General features: G+C 66.9%; 12 protein-coding genes. 4 read left to right on the top strand and 8 right to left on the bottom strand.

Features of this window, described 5'->3' with window-relative positions; translation table 11 throughout:
- Nucleotides 1–15 precede the first annotated feature (15 nt).
- From K7G81_RS11185 to K7G81_RS11165, 5 genes are all read right to left on the bottom strand, one after another.
- Nucleotides 16–1,305: an adenylosuccinate synthase gene (locus tag K7G81_RS11185; protein WP_223030878.1), complete on the bottom strand. Its 1,290-nt coding sequence runs from the start codon at nt 1,303–1,305 to the stop codon at nt 16–18.
- Nucleotides 1,306–1,411: 106 nt separating this feature from the next.
- Nucleotides 1,412–2,509: an ATP phosphoribosyltransferase regulatory subunit gene (locus tag K7G81_RS11180; RefSeq protein WP_223030877.1), complete on the bottom strand. Its 1,098-nt coding sequence runs from the start codon at nt 2,507–2,509 to the stop codon at nt 1,412–1,414.
- Between the two features lie 19 nt (nt 2,510–2,528).
- Nucleotides 2,529–4,106 carry a phosphoglycerate dehydrogenase gene (serA, locus tag K7G81_RS11175; RefSeq protein WP_223030876.1) on the bottom strand — a complete coding sequence of 526 codons (1,578 nt, stop codon included), beginning with the start codon at nt 4,104–4,106 and terminating at the stop codon, nt 2,529–2,531.
- Between the two features lie 101 nt (nt 4,107–4,207).
- Nucleotides 4,208–5,365 carry a phosphoserine transaminase gene (locus K7G81_RS11170; protein WP_223030875.1) on the bottom strand — a complete coding sequence of 386 codons (1,158 nt, stop codon included), beginning with the start codon at nt 5,363–5,365 and terminating at the stop codon, nt 4,208–4,210.
- 105 nt (nt 5,366–5,470) lie between these two features.
- Nucleotides 5,471–6,343, bottom strand: a complete 873-nt coding sequence (locus K7G81_RS11165; protein ID WP_223030874.1) for an alpha/beta hydrolase — start codon at nt 6,341–6,343, stop codon at nt 5,471–5,473.
- Between the two features lie 85 nt (nt 6,344–6,428).
- Here K7G81_RS11165 and K7G81_RS11160 point away from each other — a divergent pair, with 85 nt between their 5' ends.
- Together K7G81_RS11160 and K7G81_RS11155 are read left to right on the top strand one after the other, a co-directional pair.
- The gene (locus K7G81_RS11160) at nt 6,429–7,073 is read left to right on the top strand and encodes an extensin family protein (protein WP_223030873.1); all 645 of its coding nucleotides are present in this window, start codon (nt 6,429–6,431) and stop codon (nt 7,071–7,073) included.
- A gap of 74 nt (nt 7,074–7,147) precedes the next feature.
- A complete protein-coding gene (locus tag K7G81_RS11155) occupies nt 7,148–8,095 on the top strand; it encodes an LOG family protein (RefSeq protein WP_223030872.1) in 948 nt (315 codons plus the stop codon).
- Between the two features lie 89 nt (nt 8,096–8,184).
- Here K7G81_RS11155 and K7G81_RS11150 read toward each other — a convergent pair whose 3' ends face one another.
- The gene (locus K7G81_RS11150) at nt 8,185–8,895 is read right to left on the bottom strand and encodes a c-type cytochrome (RefSeq protein WP_223030871.1); all 711 of its coding nucleotides are present in this window, start codon (nt 8,893–8,895) and stop codon (nt 8,185–8,187) included.
- A 136-nt stretch (nt 8,896–9,031) separates the two neighbouring features.
- Between K7G81_RS11150 and K7G81_RS11145 the strand changes: the two genes are divergently transcribed.
- Both K7G81_RS11145 and K7G81_RS11140 read left to right on the top strand, forming a co-directional pair.
- Nucleotides 9,032–9,919 carry a prephenate dehydratase gene (locus tag K7G81_RS11145; RefSeq protein ID WP_223030870.1) on the top strand — a complete coding sequence of 296 codons (888 nt, stop codon included), beginning with the start codon at nt 9,032–9,034 and terminating at the stop codon, nt 9,917–9,919.
- 156 nt (nt 9,920–10,075) lie between these two features.
- On the top strand, nt 10,076–12,034 hold the full coding sequence (locus K7G81_RS11140) for an OPT family oligopeptide transporter (RefSeq protein ID WP_223030869.1): 1,959 nt from the start codon (nt 10,076–10,078) through the stop codon (nt 12,032–12,034).
- A gap of 93 nt (nt 12,035–12,127) precedes the next feature.
- Here the strand turns inward: K7G81_RS11140 and K7G81_RS11135 are convergent, their stop codons facing one another.
- Both K7G81_RS11135 and K7G81_RS11130 read right to left on the bottom strand, forming a co-directional pair.
- Nucleotides 12,128–13,411, bottom strand: a complete 1,284-nt coding sequence (locus tag K7G81_RS11135) for a glycoside hydrolase family 130 protein (RefSeq protein ID WP_223030868.1) — start codon at nt 13,409–13,411, stop codon at nt 12,128–12,130.
- A 40-nt stretch (nt 13,412–13,451) separates the two neighbouring features.
- Nucleotides 13,452–15,731, bottom strand: coding sequence for a glycosyltransferase family 4 protein (locus K7G81_RS11130; protein ID WP_223031041.1), 2,280 nt, complete (start codon nt 15,729–15,731; stop codon nt 13,452–13,454).
- Between the last annotated feature and the right edge of the window lie 60 nt (nt 15,732–15,791).

Here is a 15,791-nt window from a genome sequence, read left to right as displayed (position 1 = left end):
GCGTTCGTCGCGCGATCAGTCCGCGAACGGGTCGCGCACCAGGATGGTGTCTTCCCGTTCCGGGCTGGTCGAAACCAGCGCGACGGGGCAGTTGATGAGCTCCTCGACGCGCCGGATATATTTGATCGCGGCCGCTGGCAGGTCCGCCCAGGAGCGGGCTCCGGCGGTCGATTCGTGCCAGCCCTCGATCGTTTCGTAGATCGGCTCGACCGCCGCCTGATCGGCATAATGCGAGGGAAAATAGTCGAGCGTCTGATCGCCGAGCTTATAGCCGGTGCAGATCTTCACCTCGTCGAAACCATCGAGCACGTCCAGCTTGGTGAGGGCGATGCCGGTGATGCCGCTGACCGCCGCCGATTGGCGCACCAGCACCGCATCGAACCAGCCGCACCGCCGCTTGCGCCCGGTGACGGTGCCGAATTCGTGGCCGCGCTCGCCGAGGCGCTGGCCGATCTCATCGTCGAGTTCGGTCGGGAAGGGACCGGAGCCCACGCGCGTGGTATAGGCCTTGGCGATGCCGAGCACGAAGCCGACCGCGCTGGGCCCGAGGCCCGAGCCACCGGCCGCCGTTCCCGAGATCGTGTTCGACGAGGTGACGAACGGATAGGTGCCGTGATCGACGTCGAGCAACACGCCCTGCGCGCCTTCGAACAGGATGCGCTTGCCGCCGCTGCGCGCCTCGTTGAGATCGCGCCAGACGGGCCGCGCATAAGGCAGCACGAAATCGGCGATCGCGCGCAGATCGGCAACCAGTGCGGCGCGATCGATCGGCGCCTCGCCGAAGCCGGCGCGCAGCGCGTCATGGTGCGCGGTGAGGCGATCGAACTGGGCGTCGAGATCGTCGAGATGCGCGAGATCGCACAGCCGGATCGCGCGACGGCCGACCTTGTCCTCATAAGCCGGGCCGATGCCGCGCCGGGTGGTGCCGATCTTGCCGGCGCCGCTCGCATCCTCGCGCAGCGCGTCGAGATCGCGGTGGAACGGCAGGATCAGCGCGCAATTATCGGCGATCATCAGCGTATCGGGGGTGATCGTCACGCCCTGCCCGCGCAGCTTCTCGACCTCGGCCTTGAGCGCCCAGGGATCGAGCACCACGCCGTTGCCGATCACGCTCAGCGTGCCGCGCACGATGCCCGACGGGAGCAGCGAGAGCTTGTAGACATTCTCGCCGACGACGAGCGTGTGCCCGGCGTTGTGGCCGCCCTGGAAGCGCACGACGACATCGGCGCGCTCGGCGAGCCAGTCGACGATCTTGCCCTTGCCCTCATCACCCCATTGGGCGCCGACGACTGCTACATTTGCCATGAATACGGGACTCCCCCTGCCGGGGCTGATCCGCGCGCCCTTCGACAGGACTCGGCGTGCGGACATTCCAAAACGCGGCGCGCCTAGCCGGGCGCGCGCGTCGCTGTCAACCGCCCGCGGGGCGAACCTCGCCATCGACCAGCATATGCGTGCATAGCTGCGCGGCCGGCGTGTCGGCAGCATCGAGCGCGGCGACCGTCACCCAGCCCTGGCCACGCAGCCGCGCCGCGGCGGCGGGATCGGCGCCCGGCGGCAGGAACAGCCGGCGCCGCTCGGCGGTGCCGACACCCGCCTCGACGATCGGATCGACGTAGAGCGAGAAGCCGACCGCGGGCTCCTCACCATCCTCACGCATCACCGTGTAGCTGCCGCCGCGGCCGATCTCGCCGCGCACCCCGGCGGCAAAGATCGAGAAGCCGAGCCAGCTTTGATATTCAAAGCCGTGACGTTCGGTGGGATCGATCGTCAACGCGACATCAAGCCCCTCGGCAAGCGCGGTGAGGCCGTCGAGGCGCGAGGCGAGCGCGCCATCGAACCCGCGCAGCTTGTCGAGCGCCGCCGGGAATGGCCCCGCCGCCTCGATCAGCGGAAGATAATCGGGGGCGATCGCCGCGACGCCGCCGGCATCCTTGGCATCGAGCCGGTCACGCAGCAGATCGATCCGATCGGCCGGGACCGGCACCGGCCCGGCGGCGAGCACGTCGACGAGATCGGGCAAGGTGAAGTCGATCGAGATGCCTTCGATCCCGGCTGCGCTCAGCGCCTCGACCGCGATGCCGACCAGCTCGCGGGCAGCGGCGACGCTATCGAGACCGATCAGCTCGCAACCGACCTGGCGACGCTCCCGCTCGGGCGCGAGATCGGAGGCGCGCAGCTTGAGCACCTGGCCGGCATAGGAGAGCCGCACCGGACGCGGATGGTGCGCCATGCGCGTGGCGGCGATGCGGCCGACCTGCGCAGTGATGTCCGGCCGGATCGCAAGGCTTTTCTGCGAGACGGGATCGACGAACCGCACCACGTCTTGCGGCCGCGCCGATTTGAGGCGGCCGGCAAGCCCCTCCTCGAACTCGGCGAGCGCGGGATCGACGCGCTCGTAGCCGTGCGCGAAGGCGGTGCCGAGCACGCGCGCTTCCAGCCGTGCCGCCGCATCGGCATGCGGCGGCAGGCGATCATGGAAGCCGGCGGGGAGGAGGGAGGAAGTCATCGCCGCCCCGTTTAGCGATTTAGAACGCCAACGCCATCGCCGTCTTCACGCCGGGGAGCGCGCGGACCTTGGCGAGGAGATCCTCGGCAACCGGCGAATCGACCGAGAGCAGCAGGATCGCCTCGCCGCCCGCGGCGCGACGACCGAGGTGGAAGGTGCCGATATTGACCCCGGCCTCGCCCAACGTGGTGCCGATGCGGCCGATGAAGCCCGGCGCGTCCTCGTTGACGACGTAGAGCATGTGCCCGGCGAGATCGGCCTCGACCTTGATGCCGAACAGCTCGACGAGGCGCGGCGCGGCGTTGCCGAACAGCGTGCCGGCGACCGACCGCTCGCCCTGATCGGTCGTCACGGTGACGCGGACCAGCGTGTGATAATCGCCTTCGCGATCGTGGCGCACCTCGCGCACGTCGAGCCCGCGCTCCTTGGCGAGATACGGCGCGTTCACCATGTTCACCGTGTCGGTGTAGCGGCGCATCAGCCCGGCCAGCACCGCGCCGGTGATCGGCTTCATGTTGAGCTCGGCCGCGGCCCCCTCGACCTCGATGGCGATGCCCTTGAGCGGACCCGTCGCGAGCTGGCCGACCAGGCTGCCGAGCTTTTCGGCGAGCGCCATATACGGCTTGAGCTTGGGCGCTTCCTCGGCCGACAGACTGGGCATGTTGAGCGCATTGGTGACGCCGCCATTGACCAGGTAATCGGCCATCTGCTCGGCGACCTGGATCGCGACATTGACCTGCGCCTCGGTGGTCGACGCGCCGAGATGCGGGGTGGAGACGAAATTGGGCGTGCCGAACAGCGGCGATTCCTTGGCCGGCTCGGTGACGAACACGTCGAGCGCGGCGCCGGCGATATGGCCCGATTCGAGCCCTTCCTTGAGCGCCGCCTCGTCGATCAGCCCGCCGCGCGCGCAATTGATGATCCGCACGCCCTGCTTGGTCTTGGCGAGGTTTTCCTTGGACAGGATGTTGCGCGTCTGATCGGTCAGCGGGGTGTGCAGCGTGATGAAATCGGCGCGCGCGAGCAGCGCGTCGAGATCGACCTTCTCGACCCCCATCTCGATCGCGCGCTCGGGCGTGAGAAAGGGATCGTAAGCGATCACCTTCATCTTGAGGCCGCGCGCACGATCGGCGACGATCGAGCCGATATTGCCGGCGCCGATCAGGCCGAGCGTCTTGCTGGTCAGCTCGACGCCCATGAAGCGGTTCTTTTCCCACTTGCCGGCCTGGGTGGAGGCGTCGGCCTCGGGAAGCTGGCGGGCGAGCGCGAACATCAGCGCAATGGCGTGCTCGGCGGTGGTGATCGAGTTGCCGAACGGGGTGTTCATGACGACCACGCCCTTGGCCGAGGCGGCGGGAATATCGACGTTATCGACGCCGATGCCGGCGCGGCCGACGACCTTCAGGTTGGTCGCGTGATCGAGAATGTCCTTCGTCACCTTGGTCGAGCTGCGGATCGCAAGTCCGTCATAATCGCCGATGATCGCCTTCAGTTCGTCGGGCGTCTTGCCGGTAATCTCGTCGACCTCGACGCCACGCTCCTTGAAGATCTGCGCGGCCTTGGGGTCCATTTTGTCGGAAATAAGCACTTTGGGCATGGGTAATTCCTTGAATCTAGACACCCGTTCGCCCTGAGCTTGTCGAAGGGCGTGATCCGGGCACGTGCTTCGACAGGCTCAGCACGAACGGTGGAAGGGGTTCAGCCGGCCTTTACGGTCGCCCAGGCCCAGTCGAGCCAGGGGCCGAGCGCCTCGATATCGGCAGTGTCGACGGTGGCGCCGCACCAGATGCGCAAGCCCGGCGGGGCGTCGCGATAGCCGGCGATGTCGTAGGCGGCACCTTCCTTCTCGAGCAGGCCGGCGAACGTCTTGATGAAGTCGGTATCGGCGCCCTCGACGGTGAGGCACACGCTGGTCTTCGAGCGGATGCCGCGATCGACCGCGAGATGGCCGAGCCACTCACGATGCGCGACAATCTTGTCGAGCGCCTCGGCATTGGCGTCGGAGCGGGCGATCAGCCCGTCGGCGCCGCCAACCGACTTCGCCCATTCGAGCGCGGCGATCGCGTCCTCGACAGCGAGCATCGACGGGGTGTTGATCGTCTCGCCCTTGAACACGCCCTCGACCAGCTTGCCGCCTTTGGTCAGGCGGAACACCTTGGGCAGCGGCCAGGCAGGGGTGTAGCTTTCCAGCCGCTCGACCGCGCGGGGGCCGAGGATCAGCACGCCATGCGCCGCCTCGCCACCCAGCACCTTCTGCCACGAGAAGGTGGCGACATCGATTTTGTCCCACGGCAGGTCATAGGCGAACACCGCGCTGGTCGCGTCGGCGAAGCTCAGGCCCTCGCGACCGTCGGCGATCCACTCGCCATCGGGCACGCGCACGCCCGAGGTGGTGCCGTTCCAAGTGAACAGCACGTCGTCCGACCAGTCGACGCTGTCGAGATCGGGAAGCTGGCCGTAATCGGCGCGCATCACCGTGGGTTCGAGCTTCAACTGCTTGAGCGCATCGGTGACCCAACCTTCACCGAAGCTCTCCCACGCCAGCGTCGTCACGCCGCGCGCGCCCAGCATCGTCCACATCGCCATTTCGAAGGCGCCGGTATCCGAACCGGGCACGATGCCGATGCGGTGCGTATCGGGCAACCGCAGCAGCTCGCGCATCAGATCGAGGCAATATTGCAGGCGCGCCTTGCCGAGCTTCGAGCGGTGCGAACGGCCGAGCGAATCGGTGGCGAGTTTGGCGGCATCCCAGCCCGGCGGCTTGGCGCAGGGGCCCGAGGAAAAGAACGGGCGGGCAGGCTTGGTAGCTGGTTTTGCGGACGCAAGGGTGGCGTCGGCGGCAGTCGTATCAGTCATATAGACTCTCCTTGCAGAGAGCACGCGCGGCGTTGGGACCGCGTGGCCCGCCGACGGCCCTATAGATGGTCGCGGCGAAGTCAAGGAAAGCGTGGTGGGCCGGGGCTATTTCGGCACGAACACCGGCTTGGGATGATAGAGCAGACCCTGGTCGGACAGCCAGTCGGTTACCCGTTCCGGCCAGTGCTGCAGGCTGACCAGCGGCGTATCCTCACCCATGTTGAAAGCGTGCCCGCCGGCGGCATAGAGGTGCATTTCGACCGACGCATGCGCGGCGCGATATTCGTTGAGCACGTCGACAGCGGGGCCGGAGCAGCATTTGTCGTCGTTCGCCGCGCTGATCAGCACGGGCGGCGAGTCGGCGGTGACATGCTCGACGGCGTGAAGCGGGCCGGGAAATTCGAGGATCGAGAAATCGGGCTTTTCGGAAACACGGTCGATCGCGTCGGGCGTGCCTTGTGGCGGCACCGGCGGGCTGAGCGTCACCATCCGCGCCAGTTCGCCGCCGGCGGAAAAGCCCCATACGCCGATGCGGTGCGGATCGATATGGAACTCGGCCGCCCGCGCGCGCACCGTGCGCATCGCGCGTTCGACATCGGCGCGTGCATCCTCCTCGGTGTAGGGCGTCCCTTTCTCTCTAAACAGGCGATAGCGCACGACGAACGCCGCCACGCCCTTGTCGGCGAGCCAGTGCGCGACATCGCCGCCCTCGGTGGTCGTCACCAGCAATTCATGGCCGCCGCCGGGCAGGATGACGATCGCGGTGCCGGTCGCATTCTTCGGATCGGGCAGATAGGCGGTGATGCTGGGATTGTTGATATGCTTCGTCCAGTAGTCCTGGGATTGTTCGGGGATGTCGGCGCGATCCTCGAAGCCCGGCGCGCCGTGCGCCCAGAGCGGATAGCGCTGCTGCGCCGACGCCCCGCACGACAGCATTGCCAGCGCGATCGCACCGATTCCGATCAATGGCCTCATCATCCGACTCCCCTTTTTGTCTGACATACGTCGAACGGGGAACGGCATCTGTCAATCGGGGGAGCGATGTGTAAGGTGGCGGGCGTCCATGCGTCGCGTTTTTCCCTTTCTCTTGATCGTCCTGCTGCTCGCCGGCTGCGGCGGGCGGTCGGCGCCGACAACGCCCCACGGCCGCACCATGGCCTATGCGCCGAGCAAGGCCGAGACGCGGCAATGCTATGCCGAACTCCGCCGCATCGGCGTCGCCTTCACGCCGCTGCCCGATCGCAACCGCGGGCATAGCTGCTCGACGATCGGCACCGTGCGGCTCGACAATATCGGCGTGCCGGTAAGCAATCTCGGCGCGATGCGCTGCGGGCTTGCCGAGGCATTCACCGAATGGGTGAGGAACGCGGTGGCGCCGGCGGCATATCAGATGCTCGGCAGCCAGCTGGTCAAGGTGGAGACCTATGGCACCTATGCCTGCCGCGACACGGTCGGCACCGCGAATGCGAAACTTTCCGGCCATGCGATCGCCAATGCAGTCGACGTCGCCGCATTCGACCTTGCCGACGGGCGACGGATCAGCGTGCTCGACGACTGGCATTCGAGCGACGCGCAGGTGCGCGGCTTCATGGCGATGATCCACACCTCGGCGTGCAAGCGCTTTGGCACGGTGCTGAGCCCCGATTACAATTATGCACATCGCAACCACTTCCACCTCGAGGACGACCACGCCGATTTCTGCCGCTGACGCCTCGTCGACGGGCCTCTCCGGGCGATCACGACCATTGCCAGTAACCGGCCCTGACCCTAAAGACCGCTTCAATGAGCGATACACATGTTCCGTCCCGCGTGTTCCGCGGGGCCAAGCAGGAAGCCGAGACCGTCAAGGCCGGCGTCTCCACCCCGCAGACCGAAAATCCCGCCTATCGCCTGGCCTTCCAGGACATGGATTTCCTGCTGCGCGAAGATCTGCGCCCGGTGCGCTTCCAGCTCGAGCTGCTCAAGCCGCAGCTGCTGCTCGACGAGGCGAATATCGGCTCGACCTTCGTGTTCTACGGCTCGGCGCGCATCCCATCGCCCGACAAGGCCGAAGCGCTGTTGAAGGCCGCCGAAGGCGAGGAGGCGAAGAAGGTCGCCGAGCGGCTGGTCGCCAAGTCGAAATATTATGAAGTCGCGCGCGAGCTTGCCCGGACCGTGAGCCAGCTGCCGACCGACGAGAACGGCAAGCGGCAGTTCGTGGTCTGCTCGGGCGGCGGGCCGTCGATCATGGAAGCGGCCAATCGCGGCGCCGCCGACGTCGGCGCCGAATCGGTAGGGCTCAACATCGTGTTGCCGCACGAACAAGCGCCCAACCCGTATGTGACGCCGTCGCTGAGCATGCAGTTCCACTATTTTGCGCTGCGCAAGATGCACTTCCTGCTGCACGCCCGCGCGCTCGCCGCTTTCCCCGGCGGGTTCGGCACGTTCGACGAACTGTTCGAGCTGTTGACGCTGATCCAGACCGGCAAGATCGATCCGATTCCAGTGCTGCTCTACGGCCGGGATTTCTGGAGCCGCGTGGTCAATTTCGAGGCGCTGTGCGAGGAAGGCGTCATCAGCCCGCGCGATCTCGACATCTTCACCATCGTCGAGACGGCCGAGGAAGGGTGGAACGTCGTCAAGGACTTCTATCGCCGCCGCCGCGAGGCCGAGCAGGCGATCGAGACCGCCAACGAACACGCCCGCCACGAATTCGAGGAACAGGCGCCGATGGAGCGCAAACAGGGCTGACGCTCGGCCGCGCGCGACCGGCGCAGGACAACAAGCGGCGGTTGGCTCGCGGCACCCGGCCCCCGAACAAGTCCGGGGGACGGATAGCCTTATTTGCCGGCCTTGCTCGCCTCGACGGCAGCCTGCTTGTCGACCGAGGGCGCGCCGGGCGCAGGCGTCGCCTGATTGGTGACGTTGGTCGACGAGGTGACATTGTCCTCCGCCGCGGCCTCGCTGGCCGGCGCCGCACCGTTGGCGGCGGCAGCGCCGTTGTCAGCAGCGGCGGGCGCGGCCTCGGGCTTGGGCAGCGGCAGGTTCGAGCCTTGCGAGTTAAGATAGGCGATTACATTGGCGCGATCCTGCGGATCGGACAGGCCGGCGAAGGTCATCTTGGTGCCGTTGGCGAACTTGCGCGGGCTCGTCAGCCACTTGTCGAGCGCCTCGAAAGTCCAGGTGCCGCCGACGCCCTTCAGCGCATCGGAGAAAGCGAAGCCGTTCTTGCCCTTCGCGATCGGTTCGCCGACCGTGGCGTAGAGGTTCGGCCCCTGGCCATTGGCGCCGCCCTGGTTGATCGTGTGGCAGGTCTGGCACTTCTTGAACACCTCCGCGCCCTTGGCCGGATCGGCCTTGGCGAGGCGATTGGCGATCGGCTCGACCGCCGCCCCGGCATCGCCGGATGATTCCTCGACCCCTTGGATCGGATAGCCTGGTTTTTCCGGCGCTTCGGAATGCAGCCACATGCCGCCGACGATCGACAAGCCCAGCGCCGAAGCAAAGCCCGCCAGAATCCACCCCGCAATCGTATTTGTTCTATTATCCATGTCGTCGTCGCGTCCTTGAAGAACGGGCCCCCGAAGCCGGCCGCCCATGGGAAGGGCCCTTTCTTTAGAATCGCCGTGGCGCCATCGCAAGCCGCGCTTGCCGACGCCGCCAACCGCCGCTACGCGCGCCAGCGCAATGGAAAATTATCCCGCACCGGCGCGCCCGATCGTCGCCGCCATGTCCGCCGAAGCCGCCGCGCATCCCGAGCGCGCCGTCGCGTTCCAGGGCGCACCGGGGGCCAATTCGCATATCGCGGCGAACGAGGCGCTGCCCGGCTGCCTGCCGCTGCCGTGCTTCGCCTTCGCCGACGCGATCGAGGCGGTGCAGGACGGCACCGCCGCGCGCGCGATCATCCCGATCGAGAATTCGCTGCACGGCCGCGTCGCCGATATCCACTTCCTGCTGCCCGAATCGGGGCTGGTCATCACCGGCGAATATTTTCTGCCGATCCGCTACGCGCTGATGGGGCTGGGCAGCGTTGGCGAGGTGCGCGAGGCGATGAGCCATCCGCAGGCGCTGGGCCAGTGCCGGCATTGGCTCAAGGCCAAGGGGATCGAGCCGATCGCCTATCCCGATACCGCCGGCGCCGCGGCACGGGTCGCCGAACTCGCCGATCCGCGCACGGCGGCACTGGCGCCACCGGGCGCGGCCGAGATCTACGGGCTGACGCGGCTCGCCGAGGATATCGCCGATGCCGAGCACAACACCACGCGCTTCGTGGTGCTGGCGCGCGAAGCCGAGGCACTGACCGGGGACGGGCCGTTCGTCACTACCCTGATCTTCGAGGTGAAGAACATTCCCGCCGCGCTGTACAAGGCGATGGGCGGCTTCGCGACCAACGGCGTCAACATGACCAAGCTGGAAAGCTACCAGCGCGGCGGCAGCTTCGCGGCGACCGAATTCTACGCCGATATCGCCGGCAAGCCCGGCGACCCGGCGGTCGATCGCGCGCTGGACGAGCTTGCCTATCACAGCAAATGGGTGCGGCTGCTCGGCACCTATCCCGAGGCGCGGCCGCGGTAACGAGCGGAACGACGCAATGCAGTGAAGCGCGCGGCGCCCTGGGGTCGTGTCGTCGCGGCACCCTCGCAATGACGGCGAGGCACAAAATCCCTGTCACCCGGCGCCGTATCTGTGCCACGATGGCGGCAACACGACTTTCAAGGGGATATGCCGCCGATGACCGACGACCGCACCGCGAGGCCGCTCGCCGAGTTGACCTTGCGCGGGATCATCCTCGGCGGGCTGATTACCCTGCTGTTCACCGCGGCGAACGTCTATCTGGGGCTCAAGGTCGGGCTGACCTTCGCGACCTCGATTCCCGCCGCTGTCATCTCGATGGCAATCCTGCGCGGGTTCAAGGATTCGACGATCCTCGAGAACAACATCGTCCAGACCGTGGCGAGCGCGGCGGGAACGCTGGCGGCGATCATCTTCGTGCTGCCCGGCCTGATCATGATCGGCTGGTGGCAGGGCTTTCCCTATTGGACGACCGCGCTGATCACCGGGACGGGCGGCATCTTGGGCGTGCTGTTCTCGGTGCCGCTCAGGCGCGCGCTGGTAGTCGATACCGACCTGCCCTATCCCGAGGGCCGCGCGGCGGCGGAGGTGCTGCGGGTCGGATCGGGCAGCCGCGAGGGCGCGGAGGAAAGTGCCAAGGGGCTGGCGGTGCTGGTCGTCAACAGCATCGCCTCGGCGGCCTTCGCGATCCTGACGCAGACGCGGCTGGTGGTCAGCGAGGCGGCGACCTATTTCAAGGCCGGCGCGGGCGCGACCGGGATTTCGGGCAGCCTGTCGATGGCGCTGATCGGGGTGGGTCATCTGGTCGGCATCTCGGTCGGGGCCGCGATGGGGCTGGGCATGGTGATCGGCTGGTGGGTGCTGCTGCCGATCCTGACCGCGCACCACCCGATGCCGGGATCGAGCGCGGGCGATTGGGCCAATGCCATTTTTTCGCAGGACGTGCGCTTCTTCGGCGCGGGCGTAATCGGCGTCGCGGCGATCTGGACGCTGGTCAAGATCGCCGGGCCGGTGATCGGCGGCATCCGATCGGCGATGGCGGCAAGCGCGGCGCGGCGCGGCGGCGAGACGCTGGCGCTGACCGAGCGCGATCTGCCGATCTGGATCGTCGGCGCCGGATCGATCGCGATGCTGGCGCCGATCGCCTGGCTGTTGTGGAGCGTGATCGCCGGCGGGCCGATCGCGGGATCGGCGGTGTTGGTGATCGCCGGCGCGCTGGTGTTCGTACTCGTCATCGGGCTGCTGATCGCGGCGGTGTGCGGCTATATGGCCGGGCTGATCGGCGCGTCGAACTCGCCCGTTTCGGGGATCGGCATCCTGTCGGTGGTCGGCGCGGCACTGATGCTGGTCGGCATCTTCGGGCGTCACAGCCCGCCCGACACCACTGCGGCGCTGGTCGCCTATGCGTTGATCGTGACGGGCGTGGTGTTCGGCGTGGCGACGATTTCCAACGACAATCTGCAGGATCTGAAGACCGGCGAGCTGGTCGGCGCGACGCCGTGGAAACAGCAGGTGGCGCTGGTGATCGGCGTGGTGTTCGGGGCGCTGGTGATCCCGGTGGTGCTGAACCTGCTCAACACCGCGTTCGGGTTCGCAGGCGCGGCCAATGCCGGGCCGAACGCATTGCCGGCGCCGCAGGCCGCGCTGATCTCGGCGCTGGCCAAGGGCGTGCTGGGCGGGAGCCTCAACGCCGCGATGATCGGCTATGGCGCGCTGACCGGAATCGGGCTGATCGTGCTCGACGAGGTGCTGGGCAAGCTGAAGCTGCTGCGGCTGCCGCCGCTCGGCGTCGGCATGGGGGTCTATCTGCCGATGAGCCTGATCCTGCCGACCGTGGTCGGCTCGGTGGTCGGGCTGTTCTACGATCGCTGGGCCGATCGCACGTCGAACCCCGAGTTCGCGCGGCGCATGGGCGTGCTGACCGCGACCGGGCTGATCGTCGGCGAATCGCTATGGGGCGTGGTGTTCGCCGGGATCGTCGCGACATCGGGGAGCGATGCGCCGCTGGCGCTGGTCGGCGACGGCTTCGCAACCTATGCGCTGATCGGCGGGACGATCGTGTTCATCGCGCTGCTCGCGTGGCTCTATCGCCGGACGCGAGGCCTGGTGCGAGACTAAGCACGAAGGGCGTTTTCACGCCCGGCTCTCTTGCGGCAGGCGCCTTTCGACACGCTCAGGGCGAACGGCGGGAGTGTAGCCGATAAGGAGCGGTTACATCGCCGAGAGGATCGCGCTGATTGGCGCAAACGCGAAAGCGACCGAGGAATCCGCCACGCCATAGGGGATGAACAGCGTGTCCTCGTGGCGCAGCGCGCCGCAGGAATAGACGACGTTGGGGACATAGCCCTCGCGGTCTTCGTCGGCGGCAGCGATGATCGGTTCGCGGGTGCGACCGAGCACCTTGGCCGGATCGTCCTTGTCGAGCAGCACCGCGCCGATCGAATATTTGCGCATCGCGCCGACCCCATGGGTGAGCAGCAGCCAGCCCTCGTCGAGCTCGATCGGTGGCCCGCAATTGCCGATCTGGACGAATTCCCACGGATATTCGGGCGTGAGCAGCTTGCGCCCCTCCTCCCAATGCGTGACATCGTCCGAATCGAGCAGGAACAGGTTCTCGCCATCCTGCCGGCCGATCATCATGTATCTCCCGCCGATCTTGCGCGGGAACAGCGCCATGCCCTTGTTGCGCGCCGCCGAACCGGACATCGGCACCAGCTCGAACGCGCGGAAATCACGCGTCCGCATCAGCTCGGACTGGATCTGCGAGCCGTTATAGGCGGTATAGGTGCCGAGCCATTCATACGTGTTGTCATCGTGATCGAAGCGGACGAGGCGCAGATCCTCGAGCCCGTTCGACTGCGCCTTGGTGATCGGGAAGATCACCGTGCCCGACAGCGTCGAATCGCGATGGCGGTGGACCGTCACCGGGCCTTCGGGAATGTGCATTTCCTGCTTGCCGAACACATCGGTCGCGGTGGCGAACGGCGGCTCGGGTGCGAGCTTCAGCTCGCCCTTGTCGGTGATGATGCCTTCGCGGAAGGCGACCGAGGAGATGTGCCCCTCCCCCACCGCGCGCATCGACATGATGACGCGCATCGATCCCGGCGGCATGCCCGATTGATCGAAATGCGGCACCGCGCTGGGGTTCATCAGCGCCGCGGCGGCATAGGAATATTCGTGGCAGAAATAGGCGCCGATCAACTGGCGCCGCTCGTCACCGATCTCGGCGCCATCGAGCTTCAGCTCGGCCTCGATCTCGTCATAGCGGGTCATGAACACGCGCCGCGTCTGCCAATGGCGCGCCTCGAAATCCTTGAGCACGCGATCGAGCTGCTGGCGCGCCTCGCCTGCCGGCATCTCGAGCACTTCATGGACCAGCCGCTCGGCCCGACTCGGCGCCGAGCCATTCGATTGCCAGCCAATCTGGAAAGGCCGCACCACGACGCGCGACGGATCGGCGTGCAACCGCAACGAATGATAGAAAATCTCGGCCATGCCCCGCCCGGTATTGCGCAAACAAACAGCGCGCCGCGAGTCAGGCCACGGCGCGCTCGGGCCGTCCTGCCACGGTTCCGCCCTGCTTTGAAAGAGCCGAAATCGCGCATGAGGCGAGTTGCAGCGCGAGGATCGACTCTGCGCCCTGGTTGCGATTGACACCGTGCGGCATCAGCCCGTCGAAGCAGCCGCCGTCCTGCGGCGAGGCGAGCGGCAGATCGAGATCGTTGACCCCGAGGAACCAACGGTATGCGCGCTCGGCCTCGGCGACCCAACGGCGATCGCGCGTGACGGCGAAGGCGGCCGCGCAGGCATCGATCGTCGCCTGCGCCTCGAGCGGCTGCTGATCGAACGCGGCCGGCTCGGCGTACGCGCGGCCGAAACTTTCGGTGCCGACGGCGCGGAAGCGGCCCTCGGGCGAAGTCTGCTGCGCGACGATCCAGTCGAGCGTTTCGAGCCCGCGCGCCATCATGTCATCACGGCCCAGCGCCTCGCCGGCGCGGATCAGCGCTTCGGGCAAGCGCGCGTTGTCGTACGCAAGAACGATCTCGAACCACGACCATTCGGGCCGCCGCGCCTCGGCAAGCAACGCCATCAGCTCCTCGCCGAAGGTGGTGAGGATGCGGCGTGCCACGGCATGATCCGGATGCGTGTCGAGCATCGCCGAAGCGCCGAGCATCGCGAACGCCTGCGCACGCGGGCTGCCGAGATCGAAGGCAAGCCCGGCCGTCATATCGAACATCGAGCCGGCCCAATCGCGATGCTTGACGATCCCGGCATCGCGCGCGACGACGCCGAGCGCCCACAGCGTGCGCCCGTTCGAATCCTCCGATCCTGCGTCCTCGCACCAACTGCGGTCGTAATTCATGAAATTGCGGAAACGGCGGGTGTCCGGATTCCAGGCATGCTGGACGAACGAGGCGTAGATCGTCGTCCAGGTATCCCGCAGTTCTTCGACAAGATCGGCCATCTGGGTGACCAGCATCAGCGCGCGGGCATTGTCGTCGATGCAATAGCCATGACGGCGATCGGGCACCGAATAGATCGCATGCTGAAGGATACCGGTCGCGTCGCTCATCCGCTCGATCGCGGTGAGATCGGGGGTGAGCGGCTTGAGCGGGGCCGGCACCGCGCGGGCGATGCGGCGCGGGGCGGACGCGACGGCGGCATCTACCTCGCGCATCGCGGCTTCGGCGAGACGCGGCCAGATCATCGTCCGGCCGCGGGCATAGGCGCGTTCGGACAGCGCACGCCGCGCGGCAGCATCCGCGAGCAGCGCACCGATCTCGTGCGCCATCGCCGTGCTGTCGCCGAACGGCACCAGCCGGCCGTGATCGTCGGCCAGTATCTCGGTCGCATGGACATAGGGCGTCGACACAACCGCCTGGCCGACGCCGACTGCATAGGACAGCGTGCCCGAGGTGATCTGCGCCGGGTTAGTATAGGGTGTTACATAGACGTCGGCGGCCTGGAGGTAATCGAGCAATTCCTCCTGCTCAACGAAGCGATCGACGAAGGCGATGTTGCCGGCGACGCCAAGCTCGGCGGCCAGCGCCTTCAGGCGATCGCGATACGCCTCGCCCTCATGCGCGACGAGATTGGGATGCGTCGCGCCGACCAGCACATAGAGTGTCGACGGTTCGGCCGCGACGATCGCGGGCAGCGCCTCGATCAGCGTCTCGATCCCCTTGCCGGGCGCGAGCAGGCCGAAGGTGAGGACCACCTTGTGGCCCTGCCAGCCGAAGCGCGGTTTGATCGCGTCAGGCTCTGCCAGCGCGCGATCGGGCACGCCGTGCGGGATCATCACCACCTTGCGCGGATCGGCCTGATAGACGCGCGCGAGGATTTCGCGCCCCTTCTCCGCCATCACAACGACGCGCGCGGCGCGCTTCAGCAGCGCCTCGAGCACGCGGCGCTCATCGGGATTGGGCTGTTCGAGAACGGTGTGCAGGGTGACGATCAACGGCGCCGAGACGCGATCGAGCAACGCCAGGATCAATTCGCCGGCGGGGCCGCCATAAATGCCGTATTCGTGCTGCAGCCAGACTGCCTGCGCACCGCTCGCCTCGATCGCGCGCGCGGCATCGAGATAGGCGCCGCGCTCATTCTGCGCGATCGCGCGAGTGACCTCGGCGGGATAATCATAGGCGCCGGGACGATCATCCATCGCATAGACGTCTACCCGAAGATCGGGGAACCGTGCCTTGAGCGCGTTGTAGGTATCGGTCGTGTAGGTGGCGATACCGCATTTGCGAGGCAGGAAATTGCCGATCAGCGCGATATGCCGCGTCCTGGGAAGATCATCCTGCACGATCGCCATCATAACCCTTTCGCTAACGCAACAAGAGGCGAACCCCGACTCAACTCCTTGCATCGAAAC

The sequence above is a fragment of the Hephaestia mangrovi genome (assembly GCF_019880555.1).
GTDB lineage: Bacteria > Pseudomonadota > Alphaproteobacteria > Sphingomonadales > Sphingomonadaceae > Sphingomonas > Sphingomonas mangrovi.
The sequence above is the reverse complement of the archived record's forward strand: the minus strand, read 5'-3'. Positions and strand labels throughout refer to the sequence as shown.

Excerpts from the sequence above, each read along its gene's own strand:
- K7G81_RS11140 (WP_223030869.1), top strand. The coding sequence starts at position 10,076 with ATGACCGACGACCGCACCGCGAGGCCGCTCGCCGAGTTGACCTTGCGC.
- K7G81_RS11155 (WP_223030872.1), top strand. The coding sequence starts at position 7,148 with ATGAGCGATACACATGTTCCGTCCCGCGTGTTCCGCGGGGCCAAGCAG.
- K7G81_RS11150 (WP_223030871.1), bottom strand. The coding sequence starts at position 8,895 with ATGGATAATAGAACAAATACGATTGCGGGGTGGATTCTGGCGGGCTTT.
- K7G81_RS11185 (WP_223030878.1), bottom strand. The coding sequence starts at position 1,305 with ATGGCAAATGTAGCAGTCGTCGGCGCCCAATGGGGTGATGAGGGCAAG.
- K7G81_RS11145 (WP_223030870.1), top strand. The coding sequence starts at position 9,032 with ATGGAAAATTATCCCGCACCGGCGCGCCCGATCGTCGCCGCCATGTCC.
- K7G81_RS11165 (WP_223030874.1), bottom strand. The coding sequence starts at position 6,343 with ATGATGAGGCCATTGATCGGAATCGGTGCGATCGCGCTGGCAATGCTG.
- K7G81_RS11170 (WP_223030875.1), bottom strand. The coding sequence starts at position 5,365 with ATGACTGATACGACTGCCGCCGACGCCACCCTTGCGTCCGCAAAACCA.
- serA (WP_223030876.1), bottom strand. The coding sequence starts at position 4,106 with ATGCCCAAAGTGCTTATTTCCGACAAAATGGACCCCAAGGCCGCGCAG.
- K7G81_RS11180 (WP_223030877.1), bottom strand. The coding sequence starts at position 2,509 with ATGACTTCCTCCCTCCTCCCCGCCGGCTTCCATGATCGCCTGCCGCCG.
- K7G81_RS11130 (WP_223031041.1), bottom strand. The coding sequence starts at position 15,731 with ATGGCGATCGTGCAGGATGATCTTCCCAGGACGCGGCATATCGCGCTG.
- K7G81_RS11160 (WP_223030873.1), top strand. The coding sequence starts at position 6,429 with ATGCGTCGCGTTTTTCCCTTTCTCTTGATCGTCCTGCTGCTCGCCGGC.
- K7G81_RS11135 (WP_223030868.1), bottom strand. The coding sequence starts at position 13,411 with ATGGCCGAGATTTTCTATCATTCGTTGCGGTTGCACGCCGATCCGTCG.